Source organism: Tateyamaria algicola, from assembly GCF_047715485.1.
Lineage (GTDB): Bacteria > Pseudomonadota > Alphaproteobacteria > Rhodobacterales > Rhodobacteraceae > Tateyamaria.
The window spans coordinates 1,469,354-1,490,000 of sequence record NZ_CP180422.1 but is presented as its reverse complement, the minus strand read 5'-3'; the positions used below and the strand labels follow the sequence as shown (position 1 = coordinate 1,490,000).

12 protein-coding genes, 1 tRNA gene and 2 rRNA genes (1 of these 15 only partly in view) are annotated in these 20,647 nt (G+C 60.2%); 7 read left to right on the top strand and 8 right to left on the bottom strand.

What is annotated here, in order from left to right; all coding sequences use genetic code 11:
• Together ACMHLQ_RS09715 and rrf are read left to right on the top strand one after the other, a co-directional pair.
• A 23S ribosomal RNA gene (locus ACMHLQ_RS09715) occupies positions 1–1,985 on the top strand; it begins 845 nt to the left of the window's first position.
• 117 nt (positions 1,986–2,102) lie between these two features.
• Positions 2,103–2,217, top strand: a 5S ribosomal RNA gene (gene rrf / locus ACMHLQ_RS09710).
• 351 nt (positions 2,218–2,568) lie between these two features.
• Here rrf and ACMHLQ_RS09705 read toward each other — a convergent pair.
• The 6 genes from ACMHLQ_RS09705 to ACMHLQ_RS09680 form a co-directional block, all read right to left on the bottom strand.
• On the bottom strand, positions 2,569–3,861 hold the full coding sequence (locus tag ACMHLQ_RS09705; protein WP_415404579.1) for an arylsulfotransferase family protein: 1,293 nt from the start codon (positions 3,859–3,861) through the stop codon (positions 2,569–2,571).
• Entirely contained in the window at positions 3,858–5,354 is a 1,497-nt protein-coding gene (locus tag ACMHLQ_RS09700; RefSeq protein WP_415404578.1) for a sulfotransferase, read from the bottom strand. The genes ACMHLQ_RS09705 and ACMHLQ_RS09700 overlap by 4 nt, the downstream gene beginning before the upstream one ends.
• Positions 5,351–5,599, bottom strand: coding sequence for a hypothetical protein (locus tag ACMHLQ_RS09695; RefSeq protein WP_415404577.1), 249 nt, complete (start codon positions 5,597–5,599; stop codon positions 5,351–5,353). Before ACMHLQ_RS09695 ends, ACMHLQ_RS09700 begins: the two co-directional genes overlap by 4 nt.
• A gap of 490 nt (positions 5,600–6,089) precedes the next feature.
• Complete coding sequence (locus tag ACMHLQ_RS09690) at positions 6,090–7,253, bottom strand: DUF4185 domain-containing protein (protein ID WP_415404576.1); 1,164 nt, start codon at positions 7,251–7,253, stop codon at positions 6,090–6,092.
• Between the two features lie 178 nt (positions 7,254–7,431).
• Complete coding sequence (locus ACMHLQ_RS09685; protein WP_415404575.1) at positions 7,432–9,015, bottom strand: protein O-mannosyl-transferase family; 1,584 nt, start codon at positions 9,013–9,015, stop codon at positions 7,432–7,434.
• Positions 9,016–9,037: 22 nt separating this feature from the next.
• Complete coding sequence (locus ACMHLQ_RS09680; protein ID WP_415404574.1) at positions 9,038–10,846, bottom strand: AsmA family protein; 1,809 nt, start codon at positions 10,844–10,846, stop codon at positions 9,038–9,040.
• 782 nt (positions 10,847–11,628) lie between these two features.
• Between ACMHLQ_RS09680 and ACMHLQ_RS09675 the strand changes: the two genes are divergently transcribed.
• The 3 genes from ACMHLQ_RS09675 (at position 11,629) to ACMHLQ_RS09665 (ending at position 15,698) form a co-directional block, all read left to right on the top strand.
• Positions 11,629–12,015 carry a GtrA family protein gene (locus tag ACMHLQ_RS09675; RefSeq protein WP_415404573.1) on the top strand — a complete coding sequence of 129 codons (387 nt, stop codon included), beginning with the start codon at positions 11,629–11,631 and terminating at the stop codon, positions 12,013–12,015.
• Positions 12,012–13,700 carry a hypothetical protein gene (locus tag ACMHLQ_RS09670; protein ID WP_415404572.1) on the top strand — a complete coding sequence of 563 codons (1,689 nt, stop codon included), beginning with the start codon at positions 12,012–12,014 and terminating at the stop codon, positions 13,698–13,700. The genes ACMHLQ_RS09675 and ACMHLQ_RS09670 overlap by 4 nt, the downstream gene beginning before the upstream one ends.
• 483 nt (positions 13,701–14,183) lie before the next feature.
• Positions 14,184–15,698, top strand: coding sequence for a glucan biosynthesis protein (locus ACMHLQ_RS09665; protein ID WP_415404571.1), 1,515 nt, complete (start codon positions 14,184–14,186; stop codon positions 15,696–15,698).
• 78 nt (positions 15,699–15,776) lie between these two features.
• Here the strand turns inward: ACMHLQ_RS09665 and ACMHLQ_RS09660 are convergent.
• A tRNA-Met gene (locus ACMHLQ_RS09660) sits at positions 15,777–15,853 on the bottom strand.
• 236 nt (positions 15,854–16,089) lie between these two features.
• On the opposite strand from ACMHLQ_RS09660, the gene ACMHLQ_RS09655 reads away from it, so the two are divergent.
• On the top strand, positions 16,090–17,304 hold the full coding sequence (locus ACMHLQ_RS09655) for an alpha-D-ribose 1-methylphosphonate 5-triphosphate diphosphatase (RefSeq protein WP_415404570.1): 1,215 nt from the start codon (positions 16,090–16,092) through the stop codon (positions 17,302–17,304).
• A 12-nt stretch (positions 17,305–17,316) separates the two neighbouring features.
• Here the strand turns inward: ACMHLQ_RS09655 and ACMHLQ_RS09650 are convergent, their stop codons facing one another.
• Complete coding sequence (locus tag ACMHLQ_RS09650; RefSeq protein ID WP_415404569.1) at positions 17,317–18,222, bottom strand: hydrogen peroxide-inducible genes activator; 906 nt, start codon at positions 18,220–18,222, stop codon at positions 17,317–17,319.
• A gap of 218 nt (positions 18,223–18,440) precedes the next feature.
• Between ACMHLQ_RS09650 and katG the strand changes: the two genes are divergently transcribed.
• Positions 18,441–20,615, top strand: coding sequence for a catalase/peroxidase HPI (katG, locus tag ACMHLQ_RS09645; protein ID WP_415404568.1), 2,175 nt, complete (start codon positions 18,441–18,443; stop codon positions 20,613–20,615).
• Positions 20,616–20,647 lie beyond the last annotated feature (32 nt).

Genomic DNA, 20,647 nt, shown 5'->3' with positions numbered 1-20,647 from the left:
TTTAGGTAGAGCGTCATCCGAATACCCCGGGGGGTAGAGCACTGGATGGGTAATGGGGCCCCACAGGCTTACTGATCCTAACCAAACTCCGAATACCCGGGAGTACTAGATGGCAGACACACGGCGAATGCTAACGTCCGTCGTGGAGAGGGAAACAACCCTGACCTACAGCTAAGGCCCCCAATTCATGGCTAAGTGGGAAAGCAAGTGGGACGACCAAAACAACCAGGAGGTTGGCTTAGAAGCAGCCATCCTTTAAAGATAGCGTAACAGCTCACTGGTCTAAATAAGTTGTCCTGCGGCGAAGATGTAACGGGGCTCAAGCCATGAGCCGAAGCTTAGGATGCCGTAAGGCATGGTAGCAGAGCGTAGTGTGACATAACTCCAATCCTCTTTTGCATCCCTCGGGATGTAGCGGAGGATAAGGAGTTTTCTGTGAAGCCGGCGCGTGAGCGATCCGGTGGAGAGATCACTAGTGAGAATGATGACATGAGTAGCGACAAAGAGTGTGAGAGACACTCTCGCCGAAAGTCCAAGGGTTCCTGCTTAAAGCTAATCTGAGCAGGGTAAGCCGACCCCTAAGGCGAGGCCGAAAGGCGTAGTCGATGGGAACCAGGTTAATATTCCTGGGCCGTGGAGTGGTGACGGATCTCGAAGGTAGTTCATCCTTATCGGATTGAATGGGCTGCTGAGAGGTTCCTGGAAATAGCCCTCCTATAAGATCGTACCCTAAACCGACACAGGTGGACTGGTAGAGAATACCAAGGCGCTTGAGAGAACTATGTTGAAGGAACTCGGCAAAATACCTCCGTAAGTTCGCGAGAAGGAGGCCCGGTTCCTACGCAAGTGGGAGCTGGGGGCACAAACCAGGGGGTGGCGACTGTTTATTAAAAACACAGGGCTCTGCGAAGTCGCAAGACGACGTATAGGGTCTGACGCCTGCCCGGTGCCTGAAGGTTAAAAGGAGGGGTGAGAGCTCTGAATTGAAGCCCAGGTAAACGGCGGCCGTAACTATAACGGTCCTAAGGTAGCGAAATTCCTTGTCGGGTAAGTTCCGACCTGCACGAATGGCGTAACGACTTCCCCGCTGTCTCCAACATGAGACTCAGCGAAATTGAATTACCTGTCAAGATGCAGGTTTCCCGCGGTTAGACGGAAAGACCCCGTGCACCTTTACTACAGCTTCACACTGGCATCAGGCCATGCATGTGCAGGATAGGTGGTGGGCTTTGAAGCAGAGACGCTAGTCTTTGTGGAGCCATCCCTTGAGATACCACCCTTGCATTGCTTGATGTCTAACCGCGGTCCGTTATCCGGATCCGGGACCCTGTGTGGCGGGTAGTTTGACTGGGGCGGTCGCCTCCTAAAGCGTAACGGAGGCGCGCGAAGGTTGGCTCAGAGCGGTCGGAAATCGCTCGTTGAGTGCAATGGCAGAAGCCAGCCTGACTGCGAGACTGACAAGTCGAGCAGAGTCGAAAGACGGCCATAGTGATCCGGTGGTCCCGAGTGGAAGGGCCATCGCTCAACGGATAAAAGGTACGCCGGGGATAACAGGCTGATACTGCCCAAGAGTCCATATCGACGGCAGTGTTTGGCACCTCGATGTCGGCTCATCTCATCCTGGGGCTGGAGCAGGTCCCAAGGGTACGGCTGTTCGCCGTTTAAAGAGGTACGTGAGCTGGGTTTAGAACGTCGTGAGACAGTTCGGTCCCTATCTTCCGTGGGTGTAGGATACTTGAGAGGAGTTGCCCCTAGTACGAGAGGACCGGGGTGAACGATCCACTGGTGGACCAGTTGTCGTGCCAACGGCAGTGCTGGGTAGCTATGATCGGACAGGATAACCGCTGAAGGCATCTAAGCGGGAAGCCCCCTCAAAACAAGGTATCCCTGAGGGCCGAGGTAGACCACCTCGTCGATAGGCCAGAGATGTAAGTGCAGTAATGCATTCAGTTGACTGGTACTAATTGCCCGATAGGCTTGATTTGATCCAGTAAAAGCGAGACTTCATACGGCTCGTGATGAACGATAAGTCAAAACGCATACACACATGCAGTCGTACGCGACTTGGACAACGTGTTGAGGAATTCAAAGGTCTTTTTTGGTTTGGTGATCATAGCGCAAGCAAAACACCCGGTCCCATCCCGAACCCGGCAGTTAAGTGCTGTAGCGCCGATGGTACTGCGTCTTAAGGCGTGGGAGAGTAGGTCATCGCCAAACCTAATAAGCCCTTTGAGTTCCCGTATCTCTCTGTCGATGCAATCCAACTACATCACTGTAACAAGCTAACGCACAGCATGCTCGCGTCTATGCGCGCCTGAATTGTGTGACAGCTGCACTTTATGCGCCCGGCCGCGCTTGTCTCGCAGTGCATGCGGGTCCTGCAAGCCGTCAAAACAGCTGTCTGAGGCAAATGTACGGCTTAGACATGCTGCAGTTTTCTGCGCGCATGATATAGGTATGCGCATCGGTACCGCTTACAACATCACTCCCGTTTCGCCATATGCCGATGTCTTCGGTGAGATCCGTCTTGTGCGGCGCACACCCTTATGAACACAACTCAGTCGGCGATCACTGAACGTCCGCAACGACGGGGCACGACGGAACGCCGTCTTCAAAAAACGTCTCGGGAACATGTCGTGCTTCGGTGATGATCAGGTTGTGGGTTGCGTCCCACACCATGTCCCGGCTCCACACGACATTCCCTCCGCGATCAACTTCCAGAATGCGCCCGTGTTCCGCCTCGGTCAAAAGGATGTTCCCGTTCGGCAGATACTGATGCTTGCCCCGCCGCCATGTATAGAACGGCACGGCGTCGGTCCCGGTAAATTCAATCGTTGTGCTGTTGTCCTTTGGATCAATGCGCCGGATCAGGGACCGATCTGTCCCAGTCGCATTGTCAAACACGGTGATTGTGCCGTCTGGATGAAAATCCGGGTCGTGCTGCTTTAGCCAGGGGCCGTGATGCGACCAGCGCAGAATACCGCTGTCTGGATCCACAACAGCGACCATGTTCAACTCTCGCAGGCTGATCATCAGATCGCCCGCTTCGAACATGGGAAACGCGTTAGCCATCTCAGGGCGCAGCATTTCGACATCGTTGGGATGAAACGGATCATCGAGATAGGTCAGCCCGCCTGTCGCCTCCTGAGGCTCCAGCGTTCGCATGTCGAACATGCCCCGCTGTTTACCATCATTGGCGGCGATCACGTCGTTGCGCAGGTTCAGGGATTGCGTCTTTTCGCCTGTATTTTCATCCAGGCGCACCATGTCTTCGCCTTCCCATGTCCAAATCCCGCCGTCGCCGCTGCGCGTGATGGAGTGGTGGAAGCCGCCGCGCACGCTCCACATGGTTTCTCCGCATGCATCGACCCGTGCGATGGCATGTCCAGTATCAAAGGTCGCGACGACGGACCCGTCTTCGAACACTTCCATGCCGTGCAGCATCACGTTCTGAGGTGGTATGACCGGGTCAAACTCCGGGTAGTGGATGGGCCAGCGGTGCACTTCCTCTCCGGTGGAATCGAACATCCGCACGACATGCATGGATGTCTCCTGATCGTCGCTGAGGCCCGCGATCAGAACATAGCCTGGCTGCTGTTGCGCACCCGGTGCGAGGTAATAACCGCGGTCGAGTGATGCAGCCTCGGTGTAACTGGGCACCACCAGATGGCGCGTCGGTTCCAACCCCAAATCGTTTTTCCAGTTGGTCGAGACATCGAGCATCGTGCGATGAGCCAGCCCGACCTGCTGAGCGGGAAACCAACCCCACCACGAGGCAACGATGCCATAGAGCACGGCGAGGCAGACGACAGAAATCATGAAGCCGCCGAACATAAGGCGGTCCGAGAGTGTTTTTTTCACGTGGCAAATCTTTGTGTTGAGGCTGGGAAGGTGCCGATGGCGCGTGCGCATAACTGCCGGTGCAACTCATCAGCCTGATGCAGGAGGTCATTTGATACGCCCACCACATCCGGGATCGGGCCGGGGGCGCGGAAGGAGGGTGCCAAGGCAATCAGGTTGCCCGGCATTTCCAGATCCAATGCCTCTGCCAGTTGAGGCAGGACACTCATCGGATCGGTACAGGTTGCGTCGTGATCGACGAAAATCGCGGCCGGGCCAGCGGTTGCCAGGACATGTGTATATGCCGCAATCCAGTATCTCAGCCAAAATTCGGGCTGGTGCGCCATCGAGGGGTGAAATGTACCCCCTTCAAAGGCGATCGGGCGCAGGGCCCTGCCAAATTCCAGGTGCCCGACCCCTTCCATATACCGGCGCGCAAACGGGGCACGGTCGTGCAAATCGCCAAAACGTTTGTGCTGACGCAAAAGGGATTGCACCTGTGCGCACGGGTTGCGGATCGGGATGATGATCGACGCATCGGGAAACATCTGCTCGATCAATCCAAGCCGGGCGATGTTGGCATTGTTTTTCGAGATGTAGCGCCCGGCACCGGTCTTGGTCGCCACGATCTTGGCCATGTGTGTGCGAAAGAACGTCTCGAACTCTGCCCTTTTGTCCTGCGCGTCCCAAGTGGTGACATGTTTGTCGCCGTAGTGGTCCGCCCAAAACGCCATCCACACCATCTCTTCAAACGCTTCGGGGCTGTCAAAGCCGACTTCGATACCGTCACCATGTGCACGCTCCGCCTTTTCGGTGGGCTTGCGAAATGCCCCGGATAGCCCACCCCACAACAGGGGCGACAACGTGAACGGCATGTGCCGGTATGTGGCGGAGGCAAAGTCGGGCAGACTGGCCAACACCTCCAACATGATGGTTGTACCCGCACGTGGCAGGGACGTTACAAAAACCGGGCGCCTGGCATGGTCCTGATTGATGCGACGTTTCAGCAGCGTCGTTTCGAAGTCCCCAAGGCTGCGCTGGCGGCGCGGCGATGCGAAGGCGAAATCATGCAGTGCGATGTCGAGCTGATTGTAAGGAACATCTGTGGGTTCAGCGGTTTGCGCCGTTGCTGGCTTTGGCTTCATCTTGTCGAGGGCAAGCCACAGCAGAACGGCGACCCCGGTCGAACTGATGATGAACGGCCAGCCAAGCGCCACCGCAATCGCGTGTTCCAGCGTGTAAAACCCCAAAGCCGCGCCGCCCCAAACCAGCAGTGTCGAGGCGGCAAAGGCAGCCACCCCGATAAAGGCGATCCAGAAGAATTTGCCCAGCAACGTCAGCGAGGCACGCCTGACCTGCGCTTCCTTTTCCGCGTCCGAGACATCGGTGTTGGCCATCACCCCAAGGGCGTCTTGCGTGGTTTGGAACACCTCGCCCGCGACTTGAGCGGCGTTCAGGATGCGCAGGACGGCGATGAATGCAATCAGGCCCAGCATCAGGGCCAGCACGCTCATTTAGGCGGCTCGGGACTTTGGCTTGGCTCGGGTGGGGTTTTGGCCGCGCCCATCCACCGCTTGATCGGGTACCAGACAAAGCCGACCAGTGCGAGGACCAGCACGGCAAACAACGCGACCATTGTGCCAATCGCCGTCAGGCCCGCACCGGGCCCGACATATGCATGGGCCGCGACCGGCAGCGTTGCGATTGCAAGGCCGAGGGCCAGAGGCGTTCGTCGTAGTGGAGTGTTTTTCGGTCTCATAACCTGCTCCTGAATGTCAAAGAGCGAGGGCACTCTAACGTCAATTGGGAAGGAATTCAGAGGCCCTCTCTTGCCTTATGAATTTAAAAGCCTTCCCGGACGTGGCCAAGTTGACCCCCGGGCAGAGGCGAAACCCCGCCAGCACGCAACTCCGTGATGACGCGGTTGCGCGGGTAGCTTGTTGTCAGGTGATCACGCCAATCGCCGCGTTGTGCTCAAACTGTTAATGACAATCCACGAGCTTCTTTGGCTAGGCGCCTTTAAGTGGACGAGTCCCAACAGTCTGAAATGCAAAAATAAAATCTGGCGTGGCCCTGCCGCTCGAGTTGGGTGGTCGGACGTCGGATCAGGGCGTCAAGTCATCTGAACCCGCGCGATTACAATGCTCTGAACGTGGAAAACTGCTGGGCAAAACACTGCCGAATGCGTGCCGGATCTCGCGCCCATCGCTGGCCTGGCCCGAAGGGGCCAGCACAGGACTGTCTCGTGATCACTCGCTAACGGGTGGCAAGGGGTCCGTTGTGTCTGCCTGCATCGCAACTGTGTCCGGCCCAAGCGCGGCCTTCATCAGGAACACGTTATAGACCGGTTTCCACAGTGACATGGTAAAGTACAACTCACCATCAATGTCGCCGCCGGGCACGATGTAGGGCGCGTACAGCCCCGGATGGTCACGGCTGTCTGCCACAACCTGCATGTCGCTCCAGGGACCGGTTAGTGCGGGGGCACTGCGCAACACGATCGCCCGCAAATTCGGTTCGTAATACATCATCACAAAGCGCTTGTTTGCCTCGCTCCACGCCACGGACAATTCGCCGATTGCAGGTGGCACGACCTCTGCCGCCGCCCGGATGTCGGAGACCCAGTTGGCGCCGTCCCAATAGTCGTAAGCGGTGGGATCAAAGATGTTCTCGGGCGCAACGCGGCCCAGTTTTGCCGCTCCGAACCGGCCCTGGGGAATGCCGAAGACGTAGATGAACCCGCCGTCTTCGATGTACGCGACCTGCTCGAAACCGCTCCCGCCCGGCCATTGGGCAGCTTTCGACCTGGTCCACGTCTGGCCGTTGTCATCGGATGTGGCGAGGCCGGAATGGCGCACGAACCACCGGTCATCTGCGCCCCACATCCGCACGGACATATAGTGCATGACCATCTTGTTTGCCGCCGAAATGGCGTTGGTCGGGATCACCGTCCACTCAAGCCCCGGCACGCGGGCCGCAGGCACCAGTTCGCCGGCGCTGCCATCAGCGGCTTCCGTCATTGCAGCAAAGGAAAGTCCATTGCGGGGGTCGGGGTCGTCGATGCGGGCGATGACGTTGCTGCGCCAGTCACCGCCATCCGGGCCATAGGTGTCGCCGAACATCATGTAGAGTTGATCCTGATGCACGAACATGTGCCCCAGGTCCGTGCCATGCACATTCCACCTGTCCGCCGTCGCGTTGGCAGAGGCGGCGCCCGTCAATTGGGCCACAACCTGCGCCCGGCCGACCAGCACACCGGCTTCGGGTGTGCCGGCATCATCTTGCCGAGGCGACAAACGAATCGGTTCGCCCGTCGGCATGACTGCATTTCGCGTCGACAACACAGGCGACTGCACAGCGCAGGTCGCCACCATCATCGCAAGTCCAAGTATCACAACAATATTCTTGATCATCAGCGTTCTGCCTTACCTCGACGGAGTTCGTACGGGTGCTCCGATCTCTGGGGGTATTGGCAAAACACGAGAAAGGAGTAGGCAGAAAATGGCCTGTCCTTGGCGAAACTTAAAGTGGTTTTTCGCCTATTTCAGATGTTTTTCGATTTTGTGATGGACTGGTGTTCTGGTGGCCGACTCAGTCTTGGGTCGCGGGTGGGGCAGGCGATGCGGGCAGCGCGCGCGCTTCGCACAAAAACGCGTAGGCAGGCCAACGCGTTGCGACGGTTTGTTCAACCGTGCGCGTCTCGCAAGCGAGGTCCGGGTGACGGTGTTCCACCCATTTCAGGAACTGCCCGCCATCCGTGGGCAGAACGATCCCACCGACAGGATCACGTTTGGCGATCTCGTCCTGGGTGCGCCATGTCACCCGATAGCTGGCGGGCTTGGGCACACCATTTTGCAACTCGTGATACAGGGTCGCCATGCGCACATCATATGTCATCGACACAACCGGATCCTGCACGGGTGATTGCGCGACGACCTCCTCCAGCGTTTCGACAAGGCCGTCGAACAGGGGCGTGCGTGCCGACAGATAGCCCGCCATTTCTCCACTGCGCAGCACACCAAACGCCAGAATGACCACGCCTATGCCCAAACGCGCCCTGGGCCAGCGCCCCAGTGCCCAGCCGATTGCGGCGATGGAGCCAATCAGCAAGGGCCCCAGTACAGGCAGATGAAAGGCGCGAATGTCATAGGCTCCGTACCACAGCGTGAAGGGCATGAACGCCAACCCGATGCCGAGTATCAGCGCGACGCACTTCCATCCTTGCTGGCGCTGCCACCACCCGGCGGCCATGGCGAGCAAGCCCAGAACAATGATCGGAGCGGATAGGCGGGGATGCGCAAAGCTGAGCGTGTTGAGCAAAACCTCGGTCGTCTGTGTAGAGGCAAGGCCCGAGCCGTAAAGGTCGCCGAAATAGGTGCCTGCGATGTACTGGAGCAGCTGTGTCGTCGTTGGCGGCAGCGGCAGATATTCCGAATAGGCCGTGCCGGGCGCGTGTGTGACCCAGGCCAGATACAGGTACTGACTGGCCCCGGCCGCAATCAGCAACAGGACCGCGCCTATGATTTTCGGTCGTAGCAAGATGCGAAAATGGGCCGCCGTCACCCAGAGGAATACAGGCACCAGCATGATCATCATCAGGTGGTTCCCGAACGAAAGCGCATATACACCGCAAGCCGCGATAAAGTACCCCACCTGTTTCGTCTCGACGAAGCGCAACAGCAGGAAACCGGTCGACAGGATAAAGGCGAGCGCGAGCGGATAGACTTCCGCCTCGGTCGATTGCACGGCCATCAGGCCAGCGCTGCCCAGCAACATCGCGGCCGCCAGACCAAAGACCGCACTGCGCGTCAGCCGCCCCACGATCAGAAACGCCATCATGTTCGCAACTGCCCCGGGAACCGAAGCCATGACAAAGGTCATCACCCACCATGGCTCAAACGGCAAAGAGAGCGAACGCACGACCGCCCCGAGCATCAGGATAAGCGGATAGCCCGGCCCGTGGACAAGGATCGACGTGTGCCCAAGCGTCTGGAACTTGGCGGAGTCTCCGGCGTTCAGCACGCCCCCAAGACCCGGGAAAATGCAAAAGCCGTAATAGACCAGCCAAATGAACAGAACAGAGGCCGCGATCAGCGGACTGCGCCACGGTGTGCGCAGCGATTGGGGTGCCAGCATCTGGCCGGGATGCGGCACGCCCGCAGTGTCAGCGGACACAGACAAGTCCACAGCGTCGGTGTTAATCTTTAGCATCGGCGTCAACCTGCGCTGTGGTCACGGTCGGGACACCGGCGGCGACAACGGGTTCGAAAACCGTACCCCCCACGCCGAACGGCAGATTGACAAGGGCATCGCCGACCTTTGCATCGCCGCCAGGTTCCGGCAGCAGAACCGCATCGCCCCCGACATTCATCCGCCCTTCCGCCAACTGGACCTCACCCAGCATGTTGATCCCGAACCGGTCGCCCGCGATGTGGATACCCGAAACAATCGCCTCGCCCGCCGCGAAGTCGATCTGGGCATCCAACTGATCGAACCGCGTGCGCCCAGCAGCAGGGATAAGTGGCCCATCCTGTTCGGTCATGAATTTGCGCCCCCGCACCAGCGTTTCCAGCGTCGCGACAAGGTCGGTTCCGGCAAGGCTGCCATCGGTGAGCTGCGCCTGTACAGACCCGCTGAAGCTGTCCACCAGCGCGCCCACAGTGGGCCCCTGTGCGGTCAGATCGAAGGTTCCGTTCATCGTCCCCTCGGGCAGTTGCGCGGTGCCCACAAGGGGTGGGGGGCCAATGGTCGTGAGAAACCGCACTGTGTCACTGACGGACACTTCGTCGGTGCGGCCTGAAACAGCCAGTTCCAGTTGGTCCTTATCCGAATAATCTACCGTAAGGCCCGCCTGCAGGGCGCCCAGACTCTCTCTGCCCCCGGCCAGATCAAGGGTTGCGGTGCCGTCACGGACTGACAAGGATACCGCTGCATCGTCCAAGGCCAGATTTCCAAGGGCGATGTCGTCGCCCGACAGGTTGAGGTCGAGGACAAGGCCGTTCAACCCACTCACCTGTAATGGAATGTCGCTCCAGCGCCCTTCACCCGTTTCGCGTGCCTGCGCGATGGCTGCGCCAATGACATCCGGCAGCCGCAACAGTTGGGCGATGATGTTCTGCTCGGCATGTCCAGCATGCAAGCTGCCGTTCATCTCGACACCGCCGAGCGAGAAGGTCGCGTCGGAAATGCCGACGGACTGCGGCGTGACGGAAAACGTACCTTCGGCTGTCATCGCACCCAGCCCCATGTTCGACATGCCAACCGCGCTGGCCAGTTGCAGCATTTTGTCGGTGGCTCCATTCGACACACCCCAATCAGACAGGGCGCTGTTGCCGTCCGGGTCGTTCTGCTGCGGACCGATGCGCAGGTTCAGGCGCCCTTGCGTCCCGGCATCCGACATCAACGCGCTCATGTCATCGAGGTGCAGGTCCACCCGCACTTGCCGCCCGCCAATGGTCACGCTGCCCTTCAACGCAACGGCATCCGAGGTCTCATTCGTGGACAGGTGCAGGTTGACGTCAGATATGTCGTCGACACCTTCTGCATTGCTCAAACGTACCGTTCCGTTGGTCAGGGTCACCGCGCCCAGCGGGTGCAAGTGCTTGGCCGGCGCGCTGGTCGTGGGCTGCGGACTGGTATCGCCCAGAAACCCGGTGCCATGCGCGTCCAGCACAAGGTTGGGGTGTGACAAGGCAAGGTTCGCAATCTCGACCCGGCCAAACAGCAGCGGTACGATCCTGATCGACGCCGTACCTTGGTCAGAGGTCAGAAGCGGCGCAGTTGGTGCACCCGCAACCGGCGCAAAGGCTGCGTCCGACACGATCACATCAAGACCGGGCTTGATGGCGATGCTGGCGTCCTCATGCAGCCGATAGGCACCCCCTGTCCAATGACTGATATGGTCGTCAATCTGCGCCCTGATCTGATGGCTCGGCACCAGCGCGGGCATGGCAAAGTAGACCCACGCGCCAAGGACAGCAGCCACGGCGATGGTGATAAATGACATGATCCGCTGACGCGGTGTGACTTTGGGGATGGCTGACAGCATTCGCGATTGCGCCGATACTTTCTGGTTCTGATGGGTCGCATGGGCAGCTTGGCTGCCGTCATGCACGTTTGAACAGGGGTGGTTGCCCACCCCGGTTGGCCGGTTCGATCTCCTCACTTTCCTCCTTGGCGAGGGCAGTTTTGCCCCGCTGCACCCATGCGAACCTGATTTGCCGCCTGCATCCCAGAAAGAGTGTCGCAGCCCCGCGAATTTCGCCATTTCTTGCCGATACCGCGCACCATTTGGCGCGTTTCTGCCCGATGCGAAGCTCTGCGGGGAACAGACTCGTATCGCGTGGATTGAGCCTCCAGTCTCGGTCTCTGACATCTTGAGGCGTATCCGGCCGTCGCGAAAAACAACGTGATCGCAAGCCAAATACACCGCGAGGTGGGCCCGAGGCCGCATGGCCACCGGTATCTAAATCTGGGGAACAGACCGACCCCGCGCCACATCCTGGCCGGCACCGAAGACGCAAGACAGCAAGTGCAACCAAATGAGGGCTAAGGTATGAATTTCAAAGCGAAAGTCGGCCCAGTTTCCGGTGACGTGTTCACCGTGATGGGGTTCAGTTGGCGGCTCACCAGGCGCGCAGGCAACATCATCGGCTGCGACTTTGCCGACTATCGGGCAAGACCTGTTGATGTAGCAGATCGCGCGCCTGCGCCCGCATTTCCGGCTGTGCAATCATGATAGCCGTATCGCGAAGTTTGGTCCGATCCGTCTCGGACGGTCATCCGTTTGTGCGCTACGTGATCAGTGCGCTTGTGTCTGTGACAGCGAATCTGATGGCGCAGCACGTGACGGTTCTGGGCGTTCCCGCCGCACCGCTCATGGTGTCGATCGTGATCGGCACCGGCTTTGGTTTCATCGTCAAATACGGCATCGACAAGACATGGACCTTCCGCGAGGCATATACCAGCCACACCGAAGAGACGCAGCGTATCACCCTGTCCGGGCTATTCAGTGTTCTCACAACCCTGATCTTCTGGGGGTTCGAACTGGGCTTCTACGCGATCTGGCAGACTGACCTTGCCAAGTACACCGGCGCCATTCTGGGCCTTGGTATCGGATATACAGTCAAATTCTGGCTGGACCGGCGTCACGTCTTTCGCGACGCAACCGTGTGACCGACATGAGCGAAGTGTACACGGGCGGTCTGGGCCAATCCGCAGGCACGCCGGATACTGACGGGACAAAACCCGCATCGATGCTCAAGGGAGTGCGCGCTGTGCTGCTGCGCTCGCCCATCGTCATCACAGTCCTTTTGACGACGCTTGTGTGCTGTGCGTTGTTGATCCTGCCCGGTGGAACGGCCACGTCGAGATACTTCAACGACCTTCTGATATTTCTCGACGGCGGCTACCGGGTGGTCGAGGGCCAGGTGCCGAACCGGGATTTTCACACCGCACTTGGGCCGCTTTCTTTCTACATCCCCGCCCTGGGCTATTGGCTCAGCGGCAATCTGGGTGTGGCGATGCCCGTCGGGCTGGCGGCCACGCTGATCCTGACTGCGCCGATCATGATCCATGTGCTGTGCACACGGGTGCGACCGCTGATCGCCGTGCCTTGGGCCATTTTCGTGTCGCTGTTGATGATCACGCCGATGAACACGGGCGAGATTGTGATCAATGTGTCCTTCGCGATGTTCTACAACCGGATTGGCTGGGCGCTGCTGGGCCTGCTGCTGATCATGCATCTGCGTCCCAACCGTCCCGTGAGGTATCAGCGCGTGCTGGACACAGTGGCGGCAACAGCGCTGACAATCATGCTGCTGTACTCAAAGGCGACCTACGGCGTCGTCGCCATCGGTTTTCTGTGCGTGATGCTGCTCCAACCCATTCAGCGGCGCTGGGCCGCAGCGGCCATTGCAGCGGTTGGCGTATCTGCGGCGGTGATCGAGGTGTTTTGGGGCGGCACACGGATGCATATCGAGGATTTGCAGGTGGCGTCGCGTGTCAGCGCCGTCCTGCCCTTGCGCGACTATGTCGTGTCGGTGTTCGTGACCTCGGGTGAATACATCATGTTCGGATGCCTCGCGGTGCTGGCCCTTTGGCAAAACGGGCGGTTCCAGGATGCCCTGTTCTACGCGTTTTGTGCCTGCGCTGGATATGCGCTGCTGATCCAGAATTTTCAGGTGCGCGGGGTCGTCACATTGCTGGCCGGAGGGGTCGTGGCAGCGGAACATCTGGCGCGGCAATGGCGACAGGGCCTGCCACTTGTGCCAGACATGGTAACCCGCGGTGGTGCCTTGGTGGTTTGCGTGCTGATGCTGCCGATTGGCCTGTCCTCTGGCGCAGCCCTGGGGTTGCATGCCGCGATGATCGGGACGGGTGCGGGCATTACGCTCGACACTCCCAACGGGCAGGACATTCGCCTCGTCAACACGCTCGATCAGGGGCAGTTCAACTTCTACGCGACCTATGCCGACTCGCTGGAACAGGGGGTGGCCTTGCTCGAGGCGCTGGATGATCCGGCCGCCAAGGTGTTGGTCATGGATTTCGTCAGCCCCATGACATCGCTGGCGGGTCTTGATCCGCCGCATGGGGGGAGTGCGTGGATGCACGATGGGCGTAACTTCGATGCCGATTCCCACTTTACGGCCGAAGAGCTGTTGGATGGCGTCGATATGGTGATGATCCCGAAAAAGCCGATTGCCACCTCGGTGACCGAGCTGATGGAGGAGATCTACGGCCCCTACCTCGAGGCGCATTTCCAGCCGGTGCGGAACACGTCGCAATGGCGCGTCTACCAGCGGCAAGAGCAGCCGCTGATGCCGGATGAATATCGCTGGAACGTGTCCGGAAACAGTTGATCCGACCCGCGTGACTCTGGTGCGGGCGGCAGACGCTCAATTGCTGCGCACATCACCGTACGGGCTGGCAAAATCCCGCTACCTGTCTGCGGGCCTGTTTCTGTGCCTGAAACGCCTCGAAAGACCAGCGTGGTGGGGCAAAAACGCGGGTTTGAACACCTCTGCACATGGGCCATGGTGCGTTTGTTTACTTGGGATTACGCGTTCGCAGGCCAACAGCCAGCGCGGGTTGGCCCAATCTTTTCCGCGGTCGCACACACGAGACAGATGCGCATCGCAGCCCTCCGGAAATCCGCGCAAACGGCGAAAATCGTGCGCAGATTTCTGCCATCCACGGGGCGGCCATTTTGTGACCTACGCGCCTGTCCATTATGTCTCTGACAGCTCGCGCAGAACGCAATTCACCACCTCCAAACCTCGCTACAGCAGGGCTTTGATGCGGCCAAACCCAAGATGCAGACCGAGGAGAAAGCAGACCAAGCTATGAAGATCTCACGACGCGCCCTGTTGGCTGGTATGGCCGCGGCAACCGCTGCCCCGGCCTGGTCGCTGGAGGCGCTGATCACGGCAGAAACGCCATTCAGCACCGACTGGCTACTGGAAAGGGCGCGCAGCCTGTCGCAGCAGGACTATGTCGCACGGCCACCGGTTCCGCAGCCTTGGCGCGACCTGTCGTTCGAACAATTCAACATGATCCAGTTCGATCCCAAAAACGGTATCTGGATTGATGAAGATCGCCCGCTCAGGATGGATTTGTTCACGGCTGGCCTTTACACGACCCGGGCCGCAACGATCCACGTGGTCGAGAACGGGACGGCCATGACGCTTGGCTATGATCTCTCCCTTTTCGAGATCAGGGGAGAGCTGCCGGAACTGCCGGTGGACGAGACCATGGGCTATTCCGGGTTCCGGTTGCGCACGACGCTGAATACGCCGGATCACTTCGACGAATTCATCGTGTTTCAGGGCGCCAGCTATTTCCGGGCCATCGCCAAGGGTGAGGGGTATGGGCTGTCAGCGCGCGGCCTCGCCCTGCGCACCGCGCATCCCGATGGCGAAGAATTCCCCGACTTCACCGATTTCTGGGTCGAGGCGGCCAACCCCGGCGACACGGAATTCACGGTCCACGCATTGCTCGACTCGCCGTCGACCACGGGCGCTTACACCTTCAAGATCGTGGCGGGTGATCCGACGCGCGTGCATGTGTCTGCCTCATTGTTCCCAAGGGTCGAGTTGACCCATGTGGGGCTTGGCGCGATGACCTCGATGTTCCTGTTCGATGAAACCAATCGCCACCGGTTCGACGATTACCGCAGCGGCGTGCATGACAGCGACGGTCTGTTGATGTGGAACGGGGATGGCGAACGGATCTGGCGCCCCCTCGCCAACCCCAAAATGCTCGAAATCAGCGCCTTCGTGGATCAGAACCCTCGTGGCTTTGGCCTGATGCAGCGCACCCGAGAACAGGAAAAGTTCGGGGACCTCGAGGCATATTACGAAAACCGCCCATCCCTCTGGATCACACCGGAAGGGGATTGGGGGCAGGGTGCCGTGGAACTGGTGGAAATCCCGTCGGACAAGGAAATCTACGACAACACGGTTGCCTATTGGCGCCCGACCGTGCCGATGCCCGCAGGTTCTGAACGTCGCTTTGCCTATTCCATGGCGTGGGGGCAGGGGGCGACGGGGCTGCCCGACCTCGCACACGTGGTCAACACGCGGATCGGCAAGGCTTTCGACCAGATTGAAACGCTTGTGGCCATTGATTTTGCCAACCACGCTTTGTTCGGCGAGGATCTGTCGGCTGTCACATCCGTGGTCACAGCGGATGTTGGCCAGGTTTCCGAAGGTATCGTGCAGCGCAACCCTGACACCGGTGGCGTGCGGCTGGCCTTCTATCTCTCACCCCAAGAGGCGCAGCGGATCGAACTGCGCGCGCAGCTGATCAAGGGCGACACGGCAATCAGCGAGGTGTGGCTCTATCGCTGGACGGCATAGCCGTGCGCGGGGCCTAAAATGCGAGGGGCCCAAAAAACGAAAAACCCGCCTGAAAAGGCGGGTCAATCGGTGTCTTGTTGGTTGCGGGAGTAGGATTTGAACCTACGACCTTCAGGTTATGAGCCTGACGAGCTACCGGGCTGCTCCATCCCGCGCCATTTGGTTTGGCTGACTTAGTCCGAGTCGCGCAGGACCGCAAGCCCAACCGGGGTAAATCCTGTTAGAAAACTGTCATGTTTGCCGAAGGGCGGATTTCAGCGCAGGCGCGTGTGGATCACAGAACGTCTTTTCATTCACTCCCGCCGCGTGACGGCTGTTCGTCCGCCGCGAAATGGATAAAGTCCCCGTTGTGCGCAAAGTGCGCGCGCACCGGATTGTGGAGCGCTTTTGGATGACCACCCAGACCTTTGAGGGCGCAGCAGTCTACCTGCCGGGCGACATTGTCGAAACCACCGTGACCATAGACGACGGACACATCGTCCAGATTGGCGGCCCGGCGCAGGGCGACGTGATCGACGCCCGTGGCTTGATCCTCGCCCCCGCCCTGATCGACGTGCATGGTGACGCGTTCGAGCGCCAGATCATGCCGCGCCCGGGCGTGTACTTCCCCCTTGAAACGGCCGTGCTGGAAACCGACCGCCAATTGGCCGCGAACGGGATCGCAACGGCCTACCACGCCATCACCCTCAGTTTTGAGCCGGGATTGCGCAGTGTTGATCGCGGCCGTGACCTCATTCAGGCGCTGCGGGATCTGGCCCCGCGGCTGACGGTCGAAAATCGCGTGCAACTGCGCTGGGAAACTTTCGCCTTCGAGGCGCTGGACCTGCTTGATTGGGCCATGGACACACCGCTCACGCCGTCGCTGGCCTTCAACGACCACATGTCCATGTCGATGCGCAGCTTCGATACCCCCATTCAGGCGCGTCTGTTCGAACACAACCCGGACTTTGCCCTTGTCGATCTGGACGATCCTGCGCTGGCGCAGATGCGCCACGTCAAACACGCGCAGCGCGCTGGCCTTGATCTGGCCGACTACATGGATCTTATCGCGCGGGTATGGGGCCGTCGCGCCGAGGTGGTGCCCACCATTCAGACGCTTGCCGCAAAGGCCCGCGCGCGTGGTGTCCCGATGCTCAGCCACGATGACACGCAGGCCGAGGCGCGGCAATTCTACCGAGACATTGGTGCGCGCGTGGCTGAGTTCCCGATGACAATGGATCCGGCGCGGGATGCGCGGGCAGCCGGGGATACCATCATTTTTGGCTCACCCAATGCCGTGCGGGGTGGCAGCCATATCGGATCGCTCGCCGCCGGGGATATGGTCGAGGCCGGATTGTGCGACGCCCTCGCTTCTGACTACTACTACCCGGCCATGCTGGCGGCGGTAGACCGCCTTGACCGTGAAAGGCGCGCAAACCGGTCCGCCCTGTGGTCGCTTGTATCCAGTGGCCCGGCCCGCGCCATGAACCTTGCCGACCGGGGCGACATCGCCGTGGGCAAGCGCGCCGATCTGGTGCTGTTGGACTGGCCGGACGGCGCAACCCCGGCAGTGCAGGGCACGTGGGTCGCCGGGCGATGCGCTTACCGCGCGCGCTGCGCTGCCTGACACCGGTGCCATCTATCCTTTGGATCGGTCCGCTTGCGCAGTCTCGCGGATGATTCCGGCAATCTCGGTCAGGGCAGGCCCCATCGGGTTGGTTTTGCGCCAGACCAGGCCAACAGTGCGCGTCGGGCAGGGGGCCTGAAACCGGGTGATGGAGACGGGGGCCGACCGCGTTTCCACGTCGATGGCCATGTCCGGGATCAGCGTAACGCCTATGCCCGCGCCCACCATCTGCACAAGGGTCGAGAGAGAGCTGCCATCCAGCCCCTCGCGCGGACGGGTCGGGTTGATATTGCAAAACGACAGCGCCTGATCGCGAAAACAGTGCCCTTCTTCGAGCAGCAGCAAACGCATGGCCGACAAATCATCGCGCGTGACCGATGGCCCGCCTGCATGTCGCTCAGGGCGCACCAGCACCACGTCCTCTGTAAACAGGGTGGCTTCGGTCAGGCCGGGTTCATCCGTGGGCAGGGCGACGATGGCAGCATCCAGCCGCCCCTCGGTCAGTTCGGCAATCAGGCGTGGCGTCACGGTTTCGCGCACATGGATGTCCATGCCGGGATGCGCCTGCGCCAACGCGCCGATCAGCCTGGGCAACAGATAGGGCGCGATGGTCGGGATCACGCCGAGGCGCAACCGCTCGATCGCGCCGCCACGCGCTGCATCCGCCCAATCGCCAATGTCGGTGACCGCCTGCAACACCCCGTGTGCCCGCGCGGCAAAGGCCTCGCCAAGGCTGGTCAGCCGCACCTGCCTCGGCCCGCGTTCAAACAGCGCAAAGCCCAGATTTTCCTCGAGATCTTTGATCTGCACGGACAGGGCAGGTTGCGAGATAGCGCACTTTTCAGCGGCGCGGCCAAAATGCCCCTCTTGGGCAAGGGCCTCGAAATAGCGCAGGTGGCGCAGGGTCAGATTTTGCATAAGGCAAAGTTATGGCGGCAATAAAGAAATGCAACTTAAACCAATGGCCGCATCTTGATAGGCTTACCACGAAGCCACTGGGAGGAACGGCGTCACACGCGAATCAAATGGCGCGCGCCACCTGTCCCGAACCCACACCAACTAATCGCAACGCAAGACTAGAATGATTCCAATCTGGGCTTAGGTTGCGACCAGACACTCAACGATCGGAGATGAAAATGGACGGCAACGATATCGGCAAATGCCCCGTGATGCATGGCGCGAGCCTGGCCAGCACCTTTGGCGGGCGCACCAACAAGGATTGGTGGCCAAACGCCCTCAAGGTCGAGGTCTTGCACCAGCACGGGGCCCGTGTCAGCCCGATGGATCCTGACTTTGATTACCGCGAAGCGGTCAAGGGGCTGGACTACGATGCCGTCAAAGCCGACCTGCACGCCCTGATGACCGATAGCCAACCCTGGTGGCCTGCGGATTGGGGCCACTATGGCGGCTTCATGATCCGCATGGCGTGGCACGCCGCCGGCACGTACCGGATGCAGGACGGTCGCGGTGGCGGTTCGGCGGGCGATCAGCGCTTTGCGCCTCTGAATTCCTGGCCCGACAATGCCAGCCTCGACAAGGCGCGTCGCTTGCTGTGGCCCGTCAAAAAGAAGTACGGCAACGCGCTGTCCTGGGCTGACCTCATGTTGCTGGCGGGCAATATTGCCTATGAATCCATGGGCTTGAAGACATTTGGCTTCGGCTTTGGCCGTGCGGATACATGGGCGCCCGGCATCGACATCAACTGGGGGGAAGAGGCCGAGTGGCTGGCGCCCAGCGAAAACCGCTATGAGGATCTGGACGACCCGTCGACCATGGCAAACCCTTTGGCGGCGGTCCATATGGGCCTGATCTACGTCAACCCCGAGGGCGTGAACGGCAATCCCGATCCGGCCCGTACCGCACTGCATGTGCGCGAAACCTTTGCCCGCATGGCGATGAACGACGAGGAAACGGCGGCCCTGACCGCTGGCGGCCACACCGTCGGCAAGGCGCACGGCAACGGCGATGCAGGTGCCCTTGGCGCTGAACCCGAAGGCGCAGGCTATGAGGCGCAAGGCATGGGGTGGACCAACCCCGCCCAGACCGACAAGGCAAGCTCGCTGATCACCTCGGGGATCGAGGGCGCGTGGACGACAGAGCCGACCAAGTTCGACATGGGCTATTTCAAGCTGCTGTTCGGCTATGACTGGCAACTGACCAAATCGCCCGCCGGTGCCCACCAGTGGGAGCCCATCGACATCAAGGAAGAGGACAAGCCGGTCGATGCCTCCGACCCGTCCATCCGCCGCATGCCGATGATGACCGATGCCGACATGGCGATGAAGGTCGATCCGATTTATCGCGAAATCTGCGAAAAGTTCATGGCGGACGAGGCCTATTTCCGCGACACCTTTGCCCGCGCGTGGTTCAAGCTGACCCACCGCGACATGGGGCCGCGCAACAACTATATCGGCCCCGACGTTCCCGCCGAAGACCTGATCTGGCAAGATCCGATCCCGGCAGGCAACACCGACTACGACGTTGACGCCGTCAAGGCCAAGATCGCGGCCAGCGGTGTCAGCCACGCCGATCTGATCGCGACCGCCTGGGACAGCGCCCGCACCTTCCGTGGGTCGGACAAGCGGGGCGGGGCCAATGGCGCTCGCATCCGTCTGGCACCCCAGCGCACATGGGAAGGGAACGAGCCCGAGCGTCTTGATGCCGTTCTGGCCGCGCTTGAGCTCATCGCGGCCGAGACGGGCGCATCCATCGCAGATGTGATTGTGCTTGCAGGCAATGTCGGTGTCGAAGCGGCGGCCAAAGCGGCTGGCTTCGACGTGGACGTGCCGTTCACACCGGGCCGTGGCGATGCCACGGACGAGATGACGGATGCGGACAGCTTTGACGTGCTGGAACCCCATGCCGACGGGTTCCGCAACTTTGCCAAGTCCGATCTGGCCATCAGCGCCGAAGAAATGATGCTGGACCGCGCGCAATTGCTGGGTCTGAACGCACAGGAAATGACGGTTCTGCTGGGCGGTATGCGGGTGCTGGGCACCACCTATGGTGGTGCGGCACATGGCGTGTTCACCGACCGGGTGGGTCAGCTGACCCAAGACTTCTTCGTCAACCTGACCGACATGGCCTATAGCTGGCATCCTGCGGGCGACGGCAGCTATGAGCTGCGCGACCGTGCGACTGGCGCCATCAAGTTCACCGCCACCAGCGCCGATCTGGTCTTTGGCTCGAACTCGATCCTGCGGTCCTATGCCGAGGTTTACGCGCAGGACGACAATGCCGGCAAGTTCGTGACCGACTTTGTCGCGGCCTGGACCAAGGTGATGAACGCGGATCGTTTCGACCTGCTGTAAGCGTCACTGAAACCCAACGAAGCGCGGGCCGG